Raw genomic sequence first — 16,710 nt, 5'->3', positions numbered from 1 at the left:
AGGGAGTCGCGCCGCGCGACGCCCGCACTGATTCAGAGGATTTCATGACGTCGACCCCCGAAAACGGTTCCGAGCCCGAGGTGTTTGCCGCACCGGAGATCGCGGATGCAGCCACCGAGATCGCGCCGCTGGCCCCCGGGATCTCGCTTGCCGAGGATGGCGATCGCGCCCCGGTGGTGCCCAACCCCGAGGGGGTGCCCGAGCAGTATCGGCCATACCCGGTGTCGTTTGTGCGCCGCTCGGCCCGGCTGACCGCCGGCCAGGAATCGGCGATGAGCCGGGTGGGCGACGACTACCTGGTGCGGGTGCCACGTGCGCACGCGTCCACCTCGGTGGACCCGCGGGTGAGCATCGACCTCCCCACGATCTTTGGACGCACGGCAAAAACCATCGTGGAGATCGGCTCGGGGATGGGGGAGTGTGTCTCCGCCGCCGCCCTGGCCAACACCGACAACAACTATCTGGCTCTTGAGGTGTACTGGGCGGGTCTGGCCCAGGCGATCTCGCTGGCCGACCGGGCCGGCGGCGCACCCAACCTGCGCCTGATCGAGGCCAATGCCCCCGAGATTCTGGACGCGCTGCCCGCGGCCAGCCTCGACGAAATCTGGGTGTTCTTCCCCGATCCCTGGCACAAGGCGCGGCACCACAAGCGCCGAATGGTGCAGCCCGAGTTTGCCGATCAGGTCGCCCGGGTCCTGCGTCCGGGGGGCATCTGGCGACTCGCCACCGACTGGGAACCCTATGCCGATCACATGCGTGAGGTGCTCCGTGGTCGTACCGATCTGGTACCGGTGATCCCCGAGAGCGACGGGGTTGTCGAGCGGTTTGAAGGCCGGGTCCTCACCACCTTTGAGGAGAAGGGGCGCCGCGCCGGACGCGGTGCCACCGACCTGGCCTACGTGCGGGCCTAACCAACAGAGCCGCCCGGGAACCTCTGGTTCCCGTGCGGCTCTGTTGGTGAGGGGCTAGGTACGTGCGGGTGCCGCCGCTCCGTACTCGTCAATCTACGCGGAGACCGCCTCGGCCTCACGCTTGCGGGTGCGCGAGCGCCAGAACACCAGCGCCGCGACCGCCGCGAGCATCCCGACCGCGACCAGCACAAACACCAGGTTGGGCACCCGCACCGCAGTTTCCGAGACCCAGGACTCGGCCCGATACTGGGTGCTCACGGTGAAGATTCCGCCGAGCGATGCGGTGCCCTCGGTGATCAGGAGCAGCACACCGATTCCGATCGAGAGCAGCCCCGAAACCACCATCCAGACCGAGTTTTCCCAGCGTCCGATCCGAATCTGACGCGGACGCAGCCAGCTCTTTTTGCCCGCGCTTATGCGAGTCCAGATCAGTGCCAGCACACCCAGCGGCAGGGCCATGCCCAGCGCAAAGATCGCCAGCATGATGCCGCCGTACACCGGGTTGGCTCCGGTAGCCGCGACGGTCAGCACCGAGCCGAGGATCGGCCCCGCACACACCCCGGCGACCCCATATACCGCGCCGAGTATAAACACGGATACCGCCGAGGTGCCCTCGCCCACGGCCCCGCGGTTGAGACCGGGAATGGTGATCCCGATGAGCTGAAGCAGACCGATCACGATGACGATGCCCGCGGCTACCGAGACCAGGATGCCGCGATTCTCGGTGAGGAGGGACCCCAGCGCTCCGGCCAGAAGGCCGAGCGGGACGAGGGTAACCAGCAGCCCCAGGTAGAAGATCCCGGTGCGCTGCAACAGCTTGGTTGGGCTGGCAAATGCGTAGGCGAAGAAGGCCGGCAGCAGCATCACCGAGCACGGACTAAACAGGGTGAGGATGCCACCCAGCAGTGCGCCGGTGTATCCAATATCCACGCTTAGCGCCCGACCTTCGCCAGTTCGGACCGGATGGCCTCCTGGAACACCGAAAGGGGCTGGGCACCCACCACCGGGGTCGAGTTAATCGCGAATACCGGGGTGGAGTTTACCCCCAGGGCCTTCCCCTCGGCGAGGTCCTTCATGACCGCCTGCTGCAGCTCGGGGTTATCAAGGTCGGCGGTGAACTTGGCCATGTCCGGCACCTTGATCTGCTGGGCAAATTCCAGCAGTCGCTCACGCGGATAGTCGGGGTGCCCACGTTCGGGAGCGGCGGCATAGATGGCGTCGTGGTACTCCCAGAACTTCCCCTGCTCGCCGGCGGCGCGGGCCGCCACGGCCGAGGCAATCGAGTCATCACCAAAAATTGGGAAGTCACGCCACTCCACCCGAACCAGGCCGGTGTCGACAAACTCCTTCTTGATCTGCGGCATGCTGTCGCGCGAGAACACGCCGCAGAACGGGCAGCGGTAGTCGGCAAACTCGACCAGGGTGACCGGGGCGTCGATTGCACCCATCGCCAGCGGGTCGCCGTCGATTCGACGATCCAGGGTCAGCGGCGGCTGCTCGGGCTGCGGGGCGGCGTTGTTGGTGCTGGGTGCCTCGCTCTCGGCGATCGGCGTGGTGGGGGCGGTGTCACCCGGGCCGGTAGTTCCGGCCCAGATCATCACGCCAATGGCGGCAACCGCGAGGGTTGAACCGATGGCAATCAGGGTGGTACGACGGGTACTCATAAAAATCCTTGGGTAGGGGCATGATTTCGCGATGCGGATCAGGATGCCAAAACGTGGAGCGCGCGGACCGGTCAGGTCGACTCGTGCTCCGAATGCGCGAGTGCGCGGGGGAGGCTCGGACGGACGGACCCCGGACCGGTGAGGTCGGGCAGTGTCGTGCGCCGCGAGTGCGGGGTGGCGTGCGTCTGCCGAGGATCGAGACGGACGCGAGGGCCGAGGGTTTAGGTCCGGGATATCCCGAGGTCCTGGGGCAGCGGTGCCGCCGGAGTGTGAGAGTGCGTGGGGGAGACGGCCGTCACGATGGGCTCGAGTCCGAGCGCGGTGGTGGTGACGGCGTCGCCGGTGGTGATGGTGTGCTGATCCAGTGTGCGGGCGCTGGTCACGTTGTCGGGGCTCGGCCCGGTCGGCGCACAGAATGGCGACGAGTCGTCCACGGTTTCGGCGGCCAACGCCTCGGCCAGCCCGCGGCTGAACGCGCCCGACTCGGGACTCAGGGCCTCGGAGCGGTGCGCGGCCGAGGACGCGGAGACGATGTCACGCGAAGCGTTGGTGTGCGCGGATACGAGGTCGTGCGAAGCGTTGGTGTGCGCGGACACGATGTCAGGCGAAGCGTCGGTGTTCTCGATCACGAGGTTGTGGGCCGGTGCGCGCAGCGTTTGCGCGGCGTTGGTGCAGCGCGGTGCCATCAGAGCCACCGTGATGATCGCCAGGAGCACGGTAAAAACCAGGAGCGTACGCGGGGAGAACCCGGCGATCCGCGTGGTGATCTGGCGTCTCATGGTCCCCCTTCCGGCCTCGATCAAACCCCTCCACTATAGCGGGGGAGTCTGAATGTGGGTGAGGGTGAGTCTCCGCTAGTCGGCGACGGCCTCCAGGGCGGGCTCACGCAGCGGGGAGGGCTGCGGGCTCAGCACGGCCGACACGATAGCCTCGATGGCGAACTCGCTGGTTTCGCCCAGCTCAATGTTGGTGGGATCCAGCAGCCACTGCACCTGCAGACCATCCATCACGGCCAGGATGCCGGCACCGGCACGGTAGGCGGTCTCGGGGGTGGCGACGCCGCGCTCCGCACAGATCTGGGTGAAGGCTTCAACGGCCTCCTGACGCAGGGTGCGGTAGCGGTCCTCGAAGTAGTCGCGGGCCGCGTGATCGTCGGTCACCGATTCGGCCGAAAGGACGGCGTATGCCTGCACCAGACCGGCACGGTGGGCGTTGGAGAATGCGGTGCGCACCAGGTGGCGGAAGAACTCGATCCCGGTGGGGATGTGCTTCTCCTCCAGATGGTCCACGTCGGACTCGTCACGGTAGGTGAGCACCTCCATCAGGAGCTGATCCTTGGAACCGAAGTGGTGGAGGATGCCGGCGTGGGTCATGCCGACCTGCTCGGCGATATCGGTCAGGGTGCCGTTTACCGACCCCTTGGAACCAAAAATGTCCGTTGCTGCACGCAAAATCTCGCGTCGACGGGCGATGGTTTCCGGACGCGAACGTGTTTGCTTTTTTGCGGTGGCCACGTGGGGCACCCCCTTCAATCTGCGTCTGCATCGTTGCTTCGGCAAGTGTTGTCGAACCGTAATCAAGAGTGCACTGACCCAGTAGAACTCGAATGTTATGTGACGTGCACGGCACGTGACGCGTCTGTATTTAGGAGGATAGCGCAGACTGGAACGTGGCGCACTTGAAAACTTACTGACAAGCCGGTAACCTTTTGGAAGATTACCGGTCTCACCGGTGAAGAGCGGCCAATATCAACGCTTGTGCCTCACCCGCCCCACGGGTTGAGGACACAGAGATGGCGACGATAAGCGGTCATTCTCCACCACCGAGATTCAGGGATAACGACAATTTGTCTACCCGCAACGAGGCGCTTCCCGGCTCCTTCGCGCGAGCCGGATTTTTTATCGCCCCCGGCAGTTGGGTCTCACAGGGTCGCGAGCAGGTGGCGATCACGGTAGATCGGTAACCGCATTCCGGTGGCGCATCACCATCGGGAACGGGTTGGAGACACAGCCCGCGGTTGGACACGCCCACCCGGGTGTCCGCACTCACAGTGAATATCCGTTTCGAAGCACGACGCTTCGAAACTCCCATCCTATGTAGGAGAGAGAAATGACGAAGAAGTCCTCTTTGGTCGCCCTGGGGCTCGCGGCCGCGCTCGCCCTGACCGGCTGTGCCGGCGGTGGCAACAACGGCGGTAACGCCGGTGAAGGTAAGGCCGGCGCTGCGCTGACCATCGCCAAGCCGGACGGTGCCATCGCTACCGAGTCGAACAACCCCTGGGTTGGCGACTCCTCGGCCCTCAAGCTCGGATACATCAACTCGATCCTCGAGCCGCTGGCCCTGATTAACCTCGCAAACCCGAGCGAAGCCGCCACCCCGTGGCTCGCCGAAAAGGTCGAGTGGTCGGAAGACTACAAGTCCGTCACCGTCACCGCTCGCGATGGCGTGAAGTGGAACGATGGCAAGGACTTCACCGCCGCCGACATCGCTTACACCTTCCAGATGTTCCTGGACCACCCCGCGCTCGACATCGACGCCATGGGCCTGACCAAGGTCACCGAAGACGGCAACAAGGTCACCCTGGACTTCGAAAACTCGATGTTCGTGAAGCAGGAGAAGGTGCTGCACAAGCGCATCGTCCCCAAGCACATCTACGAGGGCGTCAAGGACCCCGCAACCTACGACTTCAAGGAAGCCGTTGGAACCGGTCCGTACAAGCTCACCAAGTTCGACACCCAGTCCGTTGAGCTGACCGCTCGCGACGACTACTGGGGTGGCAAGCTCGCCGTCCCGAAGCTGTACTACGTGTCCTACAACGACAACACCGCTCTGACCACCGCACTGGCTAACGGCGACGCCGACTGGGCTCAGGCCTTCATCCCCAACGTGAAGTCCGCCTTCCTGGACAAGGACCCGGAGCACAACGTGCAGTGGGCCGCCGCGGGCCTCGGTATCGACGCCATGTACGTCAACACCACCAAGGCACCGTTCAACAACCTGGCATTCCGTCAGGCTGTCAACGACGTGATCGACCGTCACAAGCACCAGGAAGTCGCTCGTGAGGGCGCGGTTCCGGCGATCAAGTCGATCACCGGTCTGCCCACCCCCGCCGGTGACCCCTTCATCCAGGAAGAGTACAAGGGCAAGGACTACAAGGTTGACGTTGACGCAGCCAAGAAGATCCTGACCGACGCCGGTTACACCGGTGTGGGCACCAAGCTGGTCGACCCGCAGGGTCAGCCGGTTTCCTTCACCATCTCCGTCCCGCAGGGCTGGAACGACTACGTGACCGGCATCAGCCTGATCGCGGACTCGGTCAAGGCTCTGGGTGCCGAGGCCAAGGTCAACACCCCGGACTCCGACACCTGGTGGGACAACAAGGGTAAGGGTGACTTCGACGCGATCCTGCACTGGACCGACACCGGAGCAACCCCCTACAACATCTACAACAACACCATGGGCGGCATGTACCTGAAGCCCATCGGTGAGCAGGCCGACTTCAACTTCGGTCGCTACGACAACCCCGAGGCCACCGCACAGCTCGCCGAGTACGCAAACGCTACCGACGACGCAGCCCGCACCGCGGCCCTGGACAAGGTTCAGCAGATCTTCGTCAACGACGTTCCTGCCATGCCGATCGGTACCCGTCCCTACATCGGTTCGTACAACACCCGTAACTACGTGGGTTGGCCGAACGAGAAGGACCCGTACGCACCGGCCGACCCCACTCAGGTCAACTCGGTCCTCATCCTGACCAAGCTGAAGGCCGCCGCGAAGTAATTTCGCACCGCATCACCTTTCGTGACGGGGGTGGAGCGCACCAGCGCTCCACCCCCGCCCACGGGTTTCTCATGTCTTCCCCCATCCCCGCCTAAGACATGACGCATGACAAGAATCAGGAACGCATTGTGACCTCCGACAATCTGCTGACGGTCTCGAACTTCAGCGTGATGTACGACGTGGATCCCCCCGTCGAAGCCGTGCGAGACGTTTCGATCACGCTGAAGCGTGGCGAAATCCTCGGCCTCGCCGGTGAATCCGGCTGTGGTAAGACCACCCTCGCCTACGGTATCCAGCGGCTGCTCAAGCCGCCGGCTGTGATCACCCAGGGATCCGCCATCTTCCACGACAAGGGCGGCGAGGACATCGACCTCAACTCCCTCGATGACCAGCAGATGCGTGCGTTCCGCTGGGACAAGGCCTCGATGGTGTTCCAGGGTGCGATGAACGCCCTGAACCCCGTGGTCAACATCGGCAAGCAGCTCGGTGACGTCTTCACGACCCACCGCCCCGAGATGAACAAGGCACAGCGCACCGAGGAATCGGCACGCCTGCTGGAGATCGTCGGCGTGGGCCGTGACCGTCTGCGTGCGTTCCCCCACGAGCTTTCCGGTGGTATGCGTCAGCGCGTCATGATCGCCATGGCTCTGGCCCTCAAGCCCCAGCTGATGATCATGGACGAGCCCACCACCGCGCTGGACGTGCTGGTGCAGCGCGAGATCCTGCAGCAGATCTCCGACCTGCGCAAGGAATTTGGCTTCTCGGTGATCTTCATCACCCACGACCTTCCGCTGCTGCTGGAAATCTCCGACCGTATTGCCGTGATGCGTCAGGGCAAGGTTGTTGAGATCAACACCGCCGAGCAGATCTACCACCACGCCGAGCACGAGTACACCCGTAAGCTCCTCGCGTCCTTCCCGAGCCTCACCGGCGAACGCGGCGACTTCGTGCGTGGTAAGTCCTCGGCCACCGAGACTGGAGCGTAACCGCCATGACGACCCTTGAATTCAAAGACGTCACCAAGCGTTACCGCATCCGCGGTACCGGTGACTTCCTCGCCCTGGACAAGGTGAACTTCACCCTGACCTCGGGTAAGACCATCGCCCTGGTGGGTCAGAGTGGTAGTGGTAAGTCCACGATCGCCAAGATCCTCACCCAGCTTGAGCGCGCCACCTCCGGTGAGGTGCTGCTGGATGGCGTGGCCATTCCGCGTCGCGGCCGTGCGCTGCGTAAGTACCGCCAGCAGGTTCGCATGGTCTTCCAGGACCCGTTTGCCTCGCTGAACCCGTACCACACCATCCGTCACCACATCGAGCGTCCGCTGCTGCTGGACAAGGTGGTTCCCAAGGACCAGGTCGAGGACGAGGTGTTCCGTCTGCTGGAGCGTGTGCGCCTGGAGCCCAACGACGTGATCGATCGTCGCCCGCACGAGCTCTCCGGTGGACAGCGTCAGCGCGTGGCCATCGCCCGTGCCCTGGCCTCGCGCCCCTCGCTGCTGATCGCCGACGAGCCCGTCTCGATGCTCGATGTGTCGATTCGTCTGGGTGTGCTGAACCTGCTTGCCGACCTGCAGCGTGAGTCGAACCTGGGTGTGCTCTACATCACCCACGACCTCGCGACCGCGCGTCACTTCTCGGATGAGATTATGGTGCTCAACCACGGTGTCGTGGTCGAGCGCGGTAACGCCGATGACGTCATCCTGAACCCGCAGAACGCCTACACGCGTCAGCTGCGGGATGCCTCGCCCAACCCGGACAAGCACTTCGCGGCGCCCGGCACTACTTCCCCCCGGAGCTGACCCCGTGAGATTCTTCCTCCGACGCACAGCGTTTTATCTGTTCACCGCCTGGGCGGCGATCACGATCAACTTCTTCCTGCCCCGCTTCCTCAAGGGTGACCCGGTTTCGGCGTACATCGCCAAGAACCAGGGTCTGATCAGCCCGGATGCCGCAGCCTCGCTGCGCACCCTGTTTGGTCTGGACAAGAACCAGTCCATGCTGGAGCAGTACATCAGCTACTGGAAGCTGCTCTTCAGCGGCGACCTGGGTCGCTCCTTCTCCAAGGGCCTCGCACCGGTCACCGATGTGATCGCCTCGGCCCTGCCCTGGACCATCGGTCTGGTGGGTATCGCCACGATCCTGTCGTTTGTGATCGGAACCACCCTGGGTGCCTACGCCGGATGGCGTCGCGGATCCAAGGCTGACGCCCTGATCCCGATTACGACCTTCTTCTCTACCGTCCCCTACTTCTGGCTCGGCCTGATCGCCATCGCGCTGCTGGCCACCGGACTGGGCTGGTTCCCCGCATCCCATGCGTACGATAAGGGGTCTACCCCCGAATTCTCGCTGGACTTCATCGGTCAGGTCATCAACCACGGTACGCTTCCCGCGCTGACCATCGTGATCTCCTCCCTCGGTGGCTGGGTCCTGGGTATGCGTAACATGATGGTCACCGTCATGGACGAGGACTACGTCACCGTGGCTCAGGCCAAGGGACTCTCCCCGCGCAAGGTGCTCATCAACTACGCCGCCCGCAACGCGGTCCTCCCGCAGCTGTCGAGCTTTGCGCTCTCGCTCGGATTCATCGTGGGTGGAACCCTGGTGATGGAGCTCGTGTTCTCCTACCCCGGTGTGGGAAAGCTGCTGCTTGACGCCACCAACGCGAAGGACTACCCGCTCATGCAGGGTCTGTTCCTGATCATCACGTTGACCATCCTGGTGGCCAACATCCTCGCCGATGTCGCCTACGCGATTCTCGACCCGCGCACCCGTCAGTCGGAGGCATAGACCATGACTCAGCCCGAAACCGCGGTTATCGCCGCCGTTGATACCGCGCCCCGCCCGCCGCGTAAGCAGAACTTCGCCACGAAGTTTGGGCAGGCCTTCTCGATGTTCCGCAACGGAAAGTCGATTGCCGGTCTGTGCATCCTCGGCTTCTTTGTCCTGGTGGCCATCTTTGGTGACCTGCTGGCCCCCTACGGCCCGCTGGACAAGGACTTCACCGCCCTGCGTCAGGGCCCCTCGGCCACCCACTGGCTGGGAACCACCCACATGGGTGAGGACGTCCTCAGCCAGCTGATCTACGGAACCCGCGGCGTGCTCGTGGTGGGCTTCGCGGCCGGTATTATCGCGACCCTGATCGCCGTGATCATCGGTGTGACCGCCGGATACATCGGTGGCTGGAAGAGCGAGGGCCTCTCGGCCATCACCAACGTGTTCCTGGTGATCCCGGCCCTGCCGCTGATGATCATCGTGGCCTCGCAGTACGAGAACCCGAGCCTGCTGCTCATCGCCGGTGTGCTGGCGCTGACCGGTTGGGCCTGGGGTAGCCGCGTGCTGCGTGCCCAGACCATGTCGCTGCGTAACCGGGACTTCGTCCAGGCCGCCCGCGCCAACGGTGAGCCGCTGTACCGCATCATCGCGGTGGAGATGCTCCCCAACCTGATCGCGATCATCGCCTCCTCCTTCGTGGGAACCGTGACCGCGGCCGTCCTGGGCCTCACCACCCTGGCCTTCATCGGTGTGATTCCGATCACCAACCTGAACTGGGGAACCATCCTGTTCTGGGCACAGCAGAACGGTGCCTTCCCGGACTTCTGGTGGTGGTACGTTCCCGCCGGTCTCTGCATCGCGCTGCTGGGTATGGCCCTCTCGCTGATCAACTTCGGTATCGACGAGTACGTGAACCCGCGCCTGCGTAGCGCCGGTGAGCGCGCCCGCGAAATGCGCAAGAAGGGCATCAAGGTGTCCTCGAGCGTGACCGCCGTGCGGACCACGCCCCCGTCGGGCAGCGATCCGGGTAGCGGGGGAGCCTCGGCTCCCAAGCATGCGAGCCCCGCGGCCGACGCGGATGCGGTCACCCCGGTGACCCCGCCCGCCCCCGCATCGCCGGACGACACCACCGCCCGGTAATCAGACCAATCGGCCCCCTTCTCCCGATGGGGGACCGGAGGATGCTATTGCCCGGTAACTAGAAGACCAATTGGCCCCCTTCTCCCGGTGGAGGAGGGGGCCCTTTGCGGAGCGGCTGGTCCGCTCCCGACTCCCGCATCAACCCGGTCGGCCCCCGACCATCTAAGGACTTACGTTTCATGACTACGCTTCCGTACCTGAACCCCGACCTCACGATTGCCGAGCGGGTAGAAGACCTGCTGGGTCGAATGACCCGCGAGCAGAAGGTGGGGCAGATGCTCCAGCTGGATGCGCGTGATGACCTGGACGATCACGTCCTGGGCAAGCACGTCGGCTCGATCCTGCACACCTCGCCCGAGCGCGTGGTTCGTGCGCACGAGCTGACCGCCGAGACCGAGCTGCGGATCCCGCTGCTGGTGGGCGAGGACTGCATCCACGGAAACTCCTTCTGGAAGGGTGCCACGATCTTCCCGACCCAGCTGGGTATGGCCGGCACCTGGAACGCCGAGCTGACCGAGCAGGTTGCCCGGATCACCGCCGTGGAGACCGCCACCACCGGTGTGCACTGGACCTTCTCCCCGGTGCTGTGCATCGCCCGCGACCTGCGCTGGGGCCGCGTGGATGAGACCTTCGGTGAGGACCCGCACCTGATCGGTGAGCTGGCCTCGGCGATGGTTCGTGGCTACCAGGGCAAGGGCCTGAACGACCCCTCGGCGATCCTCGCGACCGCCAAGCACTTCGCCGGATACTCGGAGACCCAGGGTGGCCGTGACGCCTCCGAGGCCGACATCTCCCCGCGTAAGCTGCGCTCCTGGTTCCTGCCGCCGTTCGAGCGCGTGGCCCGCGAGGGTTGCCGCACCTTCATGCTCGGTTACCAGAGCACCGACGGTGTGCCGATCACCGTGAACGACTGGCTGCTGAACGATGTGCTGCGCGGCGAGTGGGGCTACACCGGAACCCTGATCACCGACTGGGACAACGTGGGCCGGATGGTCTGGGAGCAGCAGGTTCAGCCGGACTACGCCCACGCCGCCGCCGCCGCCGTCAAGGCCGGTAACGACATGGTCATGACCACCCCGAAGTTCTTCGAGGGTGCCCTCGAGGCCATCGAGAAGGGCATGCTGACCGAGGATGAGCTGCACCCCGCGGTTGCCCGCATCCTGACCCTGAAGTTTGAGCTCGGCCTGTTCGAGAACCCGCGTCACCCCGATGTGGCCGCTCAGGAAGCCCTGGTGGGTCACGAGGACCACACCGCGCTGAACCTCGAGGTGGCTCGCCACTCGCTGGTGCTGCTGAACAACGACGGCGTCCTGCCGCTCGAGGGCGGCTTTGTCGCCGATGAGTCGGGCCGTTCGGTTCCGACCGGTGCCGCCAAGAAGATCGCCGTGGTTGGTCCGCTGGCCGATGACGCGCAGACCCAGCTGGGTGACTGGGCGGGTAACTCCGGCCAGGCCGGCTGGTTCCCCGAGGGTCACCCGCGCGAGATGATCACCACCGTGCTGGACGGTCTGCGTGCGCACACCCCCGCCGACTGGAGCGTGTCCTACACTCAGGGTGCCGACATCCTGACCCTGGCCGCCGACCCCGAGGGCGAGTTCTTCCCCGATGGTCAGCCGCGCCCGCAGGTTGTGGTTCCGGTGGCACCGGATGCCGCCCAGATCGCCGAGGCCGTGGCCGCCGCGAAGGATGCCGACTACGTCGTCGCCGTTGTGGGTGACCGCATCGAGCTCGTGGGTGAGGGTCGTTCGACCGCGACCCTGGAGCTCATCGGTGGCCAGATCGCCCTGCTGGATGCCCTGGCCGAGACCGGCACCCCGATGATCGTGGTCCTGCTGGCTTCCAAGCCGCTGGTGCTGCCGGAGTCGGCCCTGAACGCCGCCGCGCTGCTCTGGGTCGCCAACCCGGGTATGCAGGGTGGCCGCGCGATCGCCGAACTGGCCCTCGGTCTGATCGAGCCCGCCGGACGTCTGCCGATCTCGTTCGCCCGTCACTCGGGTCAGCAGCCGACCTACTACAACCAGATCCGTGGCCAGCACGGTAACCGCTACGCGGACCTGACCCAGACCCCGGCATTCCAGTTCGGACAGGGCCTGTCGTACACCACGGTGGAGTACTCCGACCTGGTGATCGCGGACACCAACCTGACAGCCGCCGACACCGTGCGTGCAACCCTGACCCTGACCAACACCGGTGCACGCCCCTCGCGTGAAACCGTGCAGGTCTACGTCAGCGACACCGTGACCTCGGTCAGCTGGGCCGACCAGGAGCTGAAGACCTTCACCCAGGTGGATGTCGCTCCGGGTGAGTCGAAGCAGGTCTCGATCGCGCTGCCGGCATCCGAGTGCACCATCGTGGAGGCCAAGGGTAACCGCATCGTTGAGGCCGGTGCCTTCGAGCTGCGCGTGGGTAAGTCCTCGCGCTCCGAGGACGTGCTGCGCGCGACCTTCCACATCGCCTAGTCACACCACATGCCGACGGCCCCGGGGATTTCCCCGGGGCCGTCGCTGTATTTCTGCCTAGCGGTAGCCGTCCAGCGGCACATCATCGAGCCACACCGTGGTCAGGGCCCCTTCCTCGGCGATGCCGCGCATGACGGCGCGGACGGTCTCGCTCGCGCTCTCGTCGCCCACGGCCGAGGGGAGGAGCCAGACCCTGAGCGATCCGCGGCCGGCCTCAACCCGGCGCACCTGCTCGGTGTGCGCGAGTGCTCGGAAGCGTTCGGTGAGCACCGGGAAGGGGTTGTCACCGGGATTGGTGCCCGGCCGGATCGTGTTGGGGACCGAAACAAACTCGGGCACCCCGGCACCCGCGGCCGGGGTGATCATGACCACGCCGACCAGGTCGGTGCCGTGTTCGGCAATCTGCCGGCTGACGGTGTCGACCTCATCCACGTTCGCCAGCCTGAGCGTCAGCGTGTTTTCGGTCACCCCGCCGGTGAGACCGAGGGTGTTGTCCACCCAGGTTTGCAGGGCGAGGGCCGCGTCTGACGGCGGGGCCACCGCGGTATCGGGGACCCCGATCCGCGAGATGATCGGATGGTCCCGATAGAGAGCGGGGGAGCGGGCGGTGAGGAACGCGACGATGCCCGCACTGTCGGGTTCGTTCACGGTGTCGAGCGTCAGGGTATCGGCGAACCTCGCGCTCAGCAGCGGAACCGTCTCGTTCAATGCCGCCAGGTCGGAGGCCAACGTGGTGACCTCGGCGGCGGATTCGGTGCTGGCGCGGAGGTGATCGCCCTCGATTTCGAGGGTGTTATCGGGCAGCTGCGGGGCGATGGCGGCGAACAGTGCAAACGCGGCTGCCGGATCGTTTCCGGCATCCAGCCGAACACGCTGCGTGAATGGTTGGTCCGCGGAGGTGGGGGACGGGGCGAGACCGGGGCTGAGGTTACCGATGGAGAGTGTGGTTTTTGTCTCCACCGAATCGGCAGCGGCGACCAGTTTCAGCGGGTCGAATTTCTGGGTGGTGCAGGGGAAGTCCTGCACGGTGAACGCGGTGTGTTCACCGGTCACCGTGTATTCGAACGTGGTGGCAATGCCACGATCCTTGCCACAGGTGGCCGCGACCAGGGCGTCGTAGACACCCCGGTCCGCGGGCAGTTCAACCTGGATGCGCCCGGTGGGAACCAGGGGAACCGCCCGCGAGAGCCCCGACTCAAAGTGGGTGAGACCGGGGACCTGTTCGATGCCGTGCCGATAGGTGTTGAAGGCTTCCTCGTTACTCCCGCTGCAGGCCGTCAGCCCGAGCACCCCCAGCCCGAGGACGGTGACGGCGGCGAGGAAACGGGTTGGGGGCGTGGCTACGGGGCGAGGCATACCCAGAGCCTAACTCCTGTTATGGCTTGATCGTAGCGGTGGGCTTGGAAACATCAGGAGACTGCGCCTCGGCCACCGGGGTGGCTCCGCGCGGGGAGAGCAGGGCCAGAACCACCAGGACCGCCATCGCGATGGCCATCGCGATAAAGCCCCACTGGGCGGCATGGGCGTAGTCGAGCTTGACGCTGTCGAGGATATGCTGCGCGACCGAGGAGGGGATCCCGGCTGGCAGATCCTTGGCGGCACCGGAACCGGCCCCGGTGACCTGGTTGACCACATCGGTGACCTGCGCCGGGGTGGCCCCAAACTTGCCTAGCGAATCGGTGAGCAGGGTGGTCAGGCGGCCGGTTACGATGCTGGCGATCACGGCCATCCCGAGCGCCCCACCGAAGTTCTTGAGCGTCTGGGTGATCCCGGTGACCTCGCCGTAACCGGCGTGCGGGGCCCGGTTGATGGCATCGGTGCTGGCGGCTGTCAGCATGAACCCGATCCCGAATCCGGCCAGGGCGATCGGCCAGGTCTGCGGGTTGAAGAAGCTGGTGCCGTCGATGTCGAGGTTGGTCGCAATCTGAGCCAGCCAGCCGAATCCTGCGGCTCCGGCTACACCACCGATCAGCAGGACCATGCGGATGCCCTGACGGTCATAGCGTCGGGAGCCGATCCGGGCCCCGATGGCAAAGCCGAGGAACAGCTTGAGGAACAGTAGCCCGGTCACCGAGGCGGAGAGTCCCAGCGAGAGCTGCCCGTAGACGCTGAGGAAAAAGAAGATCGGCACAAACGAGATGTTGGCGATCAGGATGGCCAGGCTGGAAACGCTGAATCCGCGGCTCCGGAACACGTTGAGCTGCACCAGCGGTGCGGGCGTGCGGTTTTGCCACCAGATGAATCCGGCAAGCAGTACGATGCCGCCGGCCAGGACCGTCCAGATCCAGGCGGTGCCCCAGCCGAGCTCACCAAAGCGCTGCAGGGCGTAGATCACCAGCGACATCCCGGCGGCCACCAGGACGGCTCCGAGCCAGTCGATACGGCGATCGCGCGGTGCCGCGGCGGGGGTCACCATCCGCACGTTGCGGGCGATGATCAGCAGAATGATCGCGATAATCGCCAGCGGGATGTTGACCCAGAAGATGGCTCGCCAGGTCCACTGGGTGAGGTAACCGCCGGCGATCGGACCGATCGCGGTCATCGCACCGGTGATCGTAAAGAAGGTCGCCATCGTGCGTCCGCGCCCCTCGCGCGGCACCGACTGCACCAGTAACCCCACCGCCGCGGGGAACATCAGTGCGCCGGAGAGTCCCTGGAGCACGCGGGCACCGATCAGGATGGGTTCGGCCCACTCGCCGGTGGGAGTGATTCCACACAGCAGCGAGGCGAACGCGAATCCGGCGATGCCCACAATCACCATGCGACGGTGGCCGAAGAGGTCGGCCAGGCGTCCACCCACCAGGAAGAACGCCGCGGTGGCCAGCAGGTAGGCGTTGATCGCCCACTGCAGGCCCTCCTGGCTAAGCCCCAGCTCGGACTGAATGGTCGGAGCCGACAGGGCAACGATGGTCTGGTCGATCGTGGTCATCGAGACCGCGGTGATCAGGCCGATACGCAGCAGCAGCGCGCCGGGACCGGCCGAGACGGCGGTGGTGGTGGGAAGTGACATCGGACATCCTTTGGACGGAGAACTCTTACGTTCCCAGTCTCGGTCCGTGTCCCGCCTCCGGGCAGGGCCCATCCGGCTGACCGGCCGTCAACCATTCGATGGACGCCGGCCGCCGGACGCCAGATACCGGACGCCAGATGCGGCCACCGTGGCCGTGAGCTGCGCTACAGCTTCGCGAGCGTGGCGCGCGCGTCGGCGAGCCAGCCCTCCAGCTCGCCCGCTTCCTCCCACAGCTCATACAGTTCGGAGGTCTCCGCCCCTGCCAGGGTGCGGGTCGCCTGGGTGCGGATCCACTCGATGCGTTCGGGGGAGAGCAGTGCCGCAAACGGGGCTGAGTCGCCGCCGCCCAGAGGAAGGGGCTCGCCCGCTCGGGATCGGACCGCCAGCTCGGCGAGGGCCAGGGCGATCTGGCCGCCGTCCACCTCGACATAGTCCTCATCCTCGAACGCACACGCCACCGATTCAAAGGTGAAGTAGCCCTCGGTGATGGCGACGATCAGATCGCCGGCACCGTCGTTATCAAATGCTCCTGTTTCCCAAGCTCCCATGGTTCCAGGCTATCGCTCCGGTTACACTTGTTCCAGGAACCACGGCGAAGGGAGACACGGTGTCACTGCTGAGTTTCCTGACCCAGTTCTTTACCGCGGTCGCCGAACAGCTGGTGCACGCGCAGTCCTTCACCATGCTGGCCACCACCGGTGTGACCAGCCTGGTGCTGTTGACCCTGGCCGTGGTGGCCGCCCGCGCGCTGCCGAGTATCGGGTTCATGGTGGATACCGCGACCCGAACCCGAGTGCGGGATCCCCGCAACATTCGCCGGTTGCCCAGCCAGAGCAACCCCAACACCTCGGGCAAACCACGCCCTCGAGCGCCGGGAGGAATCCTCGGATTCCCCTCCGGCCCGCGCGCCATCCTCGCCTAACGCCTCGGTTTTTCGAGTCGGCTGATCGCGCCCGCCCGAGCCCATCCTCCACG

The 16,710-nt window shown here is 65.3% G+C and carries 15 protein-coding genes; 8 read left to right on the top strand and 7 right to left on the bottom strand.

The annotated features are described in order from the left end of the window. Positions 1 to 44: 44 nt before the first annotated feature. Positions 45 to 911, top strand: a complete 867-nt coding sequence (gene trmB / locus M2390_RS13370; RefSeq protein WP_259179458.1) for a tRNA (guanosine(46)-N7)-methyltransferase TrmB — start codon at positions 45 to 47, stop codon at positions 909 to 911. A gap of 93 nt (positions 912 to 1,004) precedes the next feature. On the opposite strand, the gene M2390_RS13365 is transcribed toward trmB, so the two are convergent. From M2390_RS13365 to M2390_RS13350, 4 genes are all read right to left on the bottom strand, one after another. Beyond that, positions 1,005 to 1,841, bottom strand: a complete 837-nt coding sequence (locus M2390_RS13365) for a cytochrome c biogenesis CcdA family protein (protein ID WP_259179457.1) — start codon at positions 1,839 to 1,841, stop codon at positions 1,005 to 1,007. A gap of 2 nt (positions 1,842 to 1,843) precedes the next feature. Continuing rightward, a complete protein-coding gene (locus M2390_RS13360) occupies positions 1,844 to 2,575 on the bottom strand; it encodes a DsbA family protein (protein WP_259179456.1) in 732 nt (243 codons plus the stop codon). 221 nt (positions 2,576 to 2,796) lie between these two features. Then, the gene (locus tag M2390_RS13355; protein WP_259179455.1) at positions 2,797 to 3,354 is read right to left on the bottom strand and encodes a hypothetical protein; all 558 of its coding nucleotides are present in this window, start codon (positions 3,352 to 3,354) and stop codon (positions 2,797 to 2,799) included. Between the two features lie 75 nt (positions 3,355 to 3,429). Beyond that, complete coding sequence (locus M2390_RS13350; RefSeq protein WP_121687287.1) at positions 3,430 to 4,089, bottom strand: TetR/AcrR family transcriptional regulator; 660 nt, start codon at positions 4,087 to 4,089, stop codon at positions 3,430 to 3,432. Positions 4,090 to 4,684: 595 nt separating this feature from the next. Between M2390_RS13350 and M2390_RS13345 the strand changes: the two genes are divergently transcribed. The 6 genes from M2390_RS13345 to M2390_RS13320 all read left to right on the top strand — a co-directional run bounded on the left by M2390_RS13345 (position 4,685) and on the right by M2390_RS13320 (position 12,725). Further along, positions 4,685 to 6,355: an ABC transporter substrate-binding protein gene (locus tag M2390_RS13345; protein WP_259179454.1), complete on the top strand. Its 1,671-nt coding sequence runs from the start codon at positions 4,685 to 4,687 to the stop codon at positions 6,353 to 6,355. 98 nt (positions 6,356 to 6,453) lie between these two features. After that, positions 6,454 to 7,341, top strand: a complete 888-nt coding sequence (locus M2390_RS13340; protein WP_396823109.1) for an ABC transporter ATP-binding protein — start codon at positions 6,454 to 6,456, stop codon at positions 7,339 to 7,341. 5 nt (positions 7,342 to 7,346) lie between these two features. Continuing rightward, a complete protein-coding gene (locus M2390_RS13335; RefSeq protein ID WP_121687284.1) occupies positions 7,347 to 8,153 on the top strand; it encodes an ABC transporter ATP-binding protein in 807 nt (268 codons plus the stop codon). Between the two features lie 4 nt (positions 8,154 to 8,157). Then, on the top strand, positions 8,158 to 9,141 hold the full coding sequence (locus M2390_RS13330) for an ABC transporter permease (protein WP_183091799.1): 984 nt from the start codon (positions 8,158 to 8,160) through the stop codon (positions 9,139 to 9,141). A gap of 3 nt (positions 9,142 to 9,144) precedes the next feature. Continuing rightward, positions 9,145 to 10,266: an ABC transporter permease gene (locus M2390_RS13325; protein ID WP_259179451.1), complete on the top strand. Its 1,122-nt coding sequence runs from the start codon at positions 9,145 to 9,147 to the stop codon at positions 10,264 to 10,266. A 179-nt stretch (positions 10,267 to 10,445) separates the two neighbouring features. Beyond that, positions 10,446 to 12,725 (top strand): glycoside hydrolase family 3 N-terminal domain-containing protein, encoded by a 2,280-nt coding sequence (locus M2390_RS13320; RefSeq protein ID WP_259179449.1) that lies wholly within the window; start codon positions 10,446 to 10,448, stop codon positions 12,723 to 12,725. 57 nt (positions 12,726 to 12,782) lie between these two features. Here the strand turns inward: M2390_RS13320 and M2390_RS13315 are convergent, their stop codons facing one another. The 3 genes from M2390_RS13315 to M2390_RS13305 form a co-directional block, all read right to left on the bottom strand. Continuing rightward, on the bottom strand, positions 12,783 to 14,081 hold the full coding sequence (locus M2390_RS13315; protein ID WP_259179447.1) for a hypothetical protein: 1,299 nt from the start codon (positions 14,079 to 14,081) through the stop codon (positions 12,783 to 12,785). Positions 14,082 to 14,100: 19 nt separating this feature from the next. Beyond that, positions 14,101 to 15,735, bottom strand: coding sequence for an MFS transporter (locus M2390_RS13310; RefSeq protein ID WP_259179444.1), 1,635 nt, complete (start codon positions 15,733 to 15,735; stop codon positions 14,101 to 14,103). Between the two features lie 164 nt (positions 15,736 to 15,899). Beyond that, the gene (locus tag M2390_RS13305) at positions 15,900 to 16,283 is read right to left on the bottom strand and encodes a DUF4259 domain-containing protein (RefSeq protein WP_259179443.1); all 384 of its coding nucleotides are present in this window, start codon (positions 16,281 to 16,283) and stop codon (positions 15,900 to 15,902) included. Between the two features lie 59 nt (positions 16,284 to 16,342). Between M2390_RS13305 and M2390_RS13300 the strand changes: the two genes are divergently transcribed. Next, entirely contained in the window at positions 16,343 to 16,657 is a 315-nt protein-coding gene (locus M2390_RS13300; protein ID WP_121687276.1) for a DUF6412 domain-containing protein, read from the top strand. Positions 16,658 to 16,710: the final 53 nt, after the last annotated feature.

This window comes from Mycetocola sp. BIGb0189 (assembly GCF_024810155.1).
Classification (GTDB): Bacteria; Actinomycetota; Actinomycetes; order Actinomycetales; family Microbacteriaceae; genus Mycetocola; species Mycetocola lacteus.
Note: the sequence above shows the minus strand (reverse complement) of the source record. Positions and strands in the feature narration are given on the sequence as shown.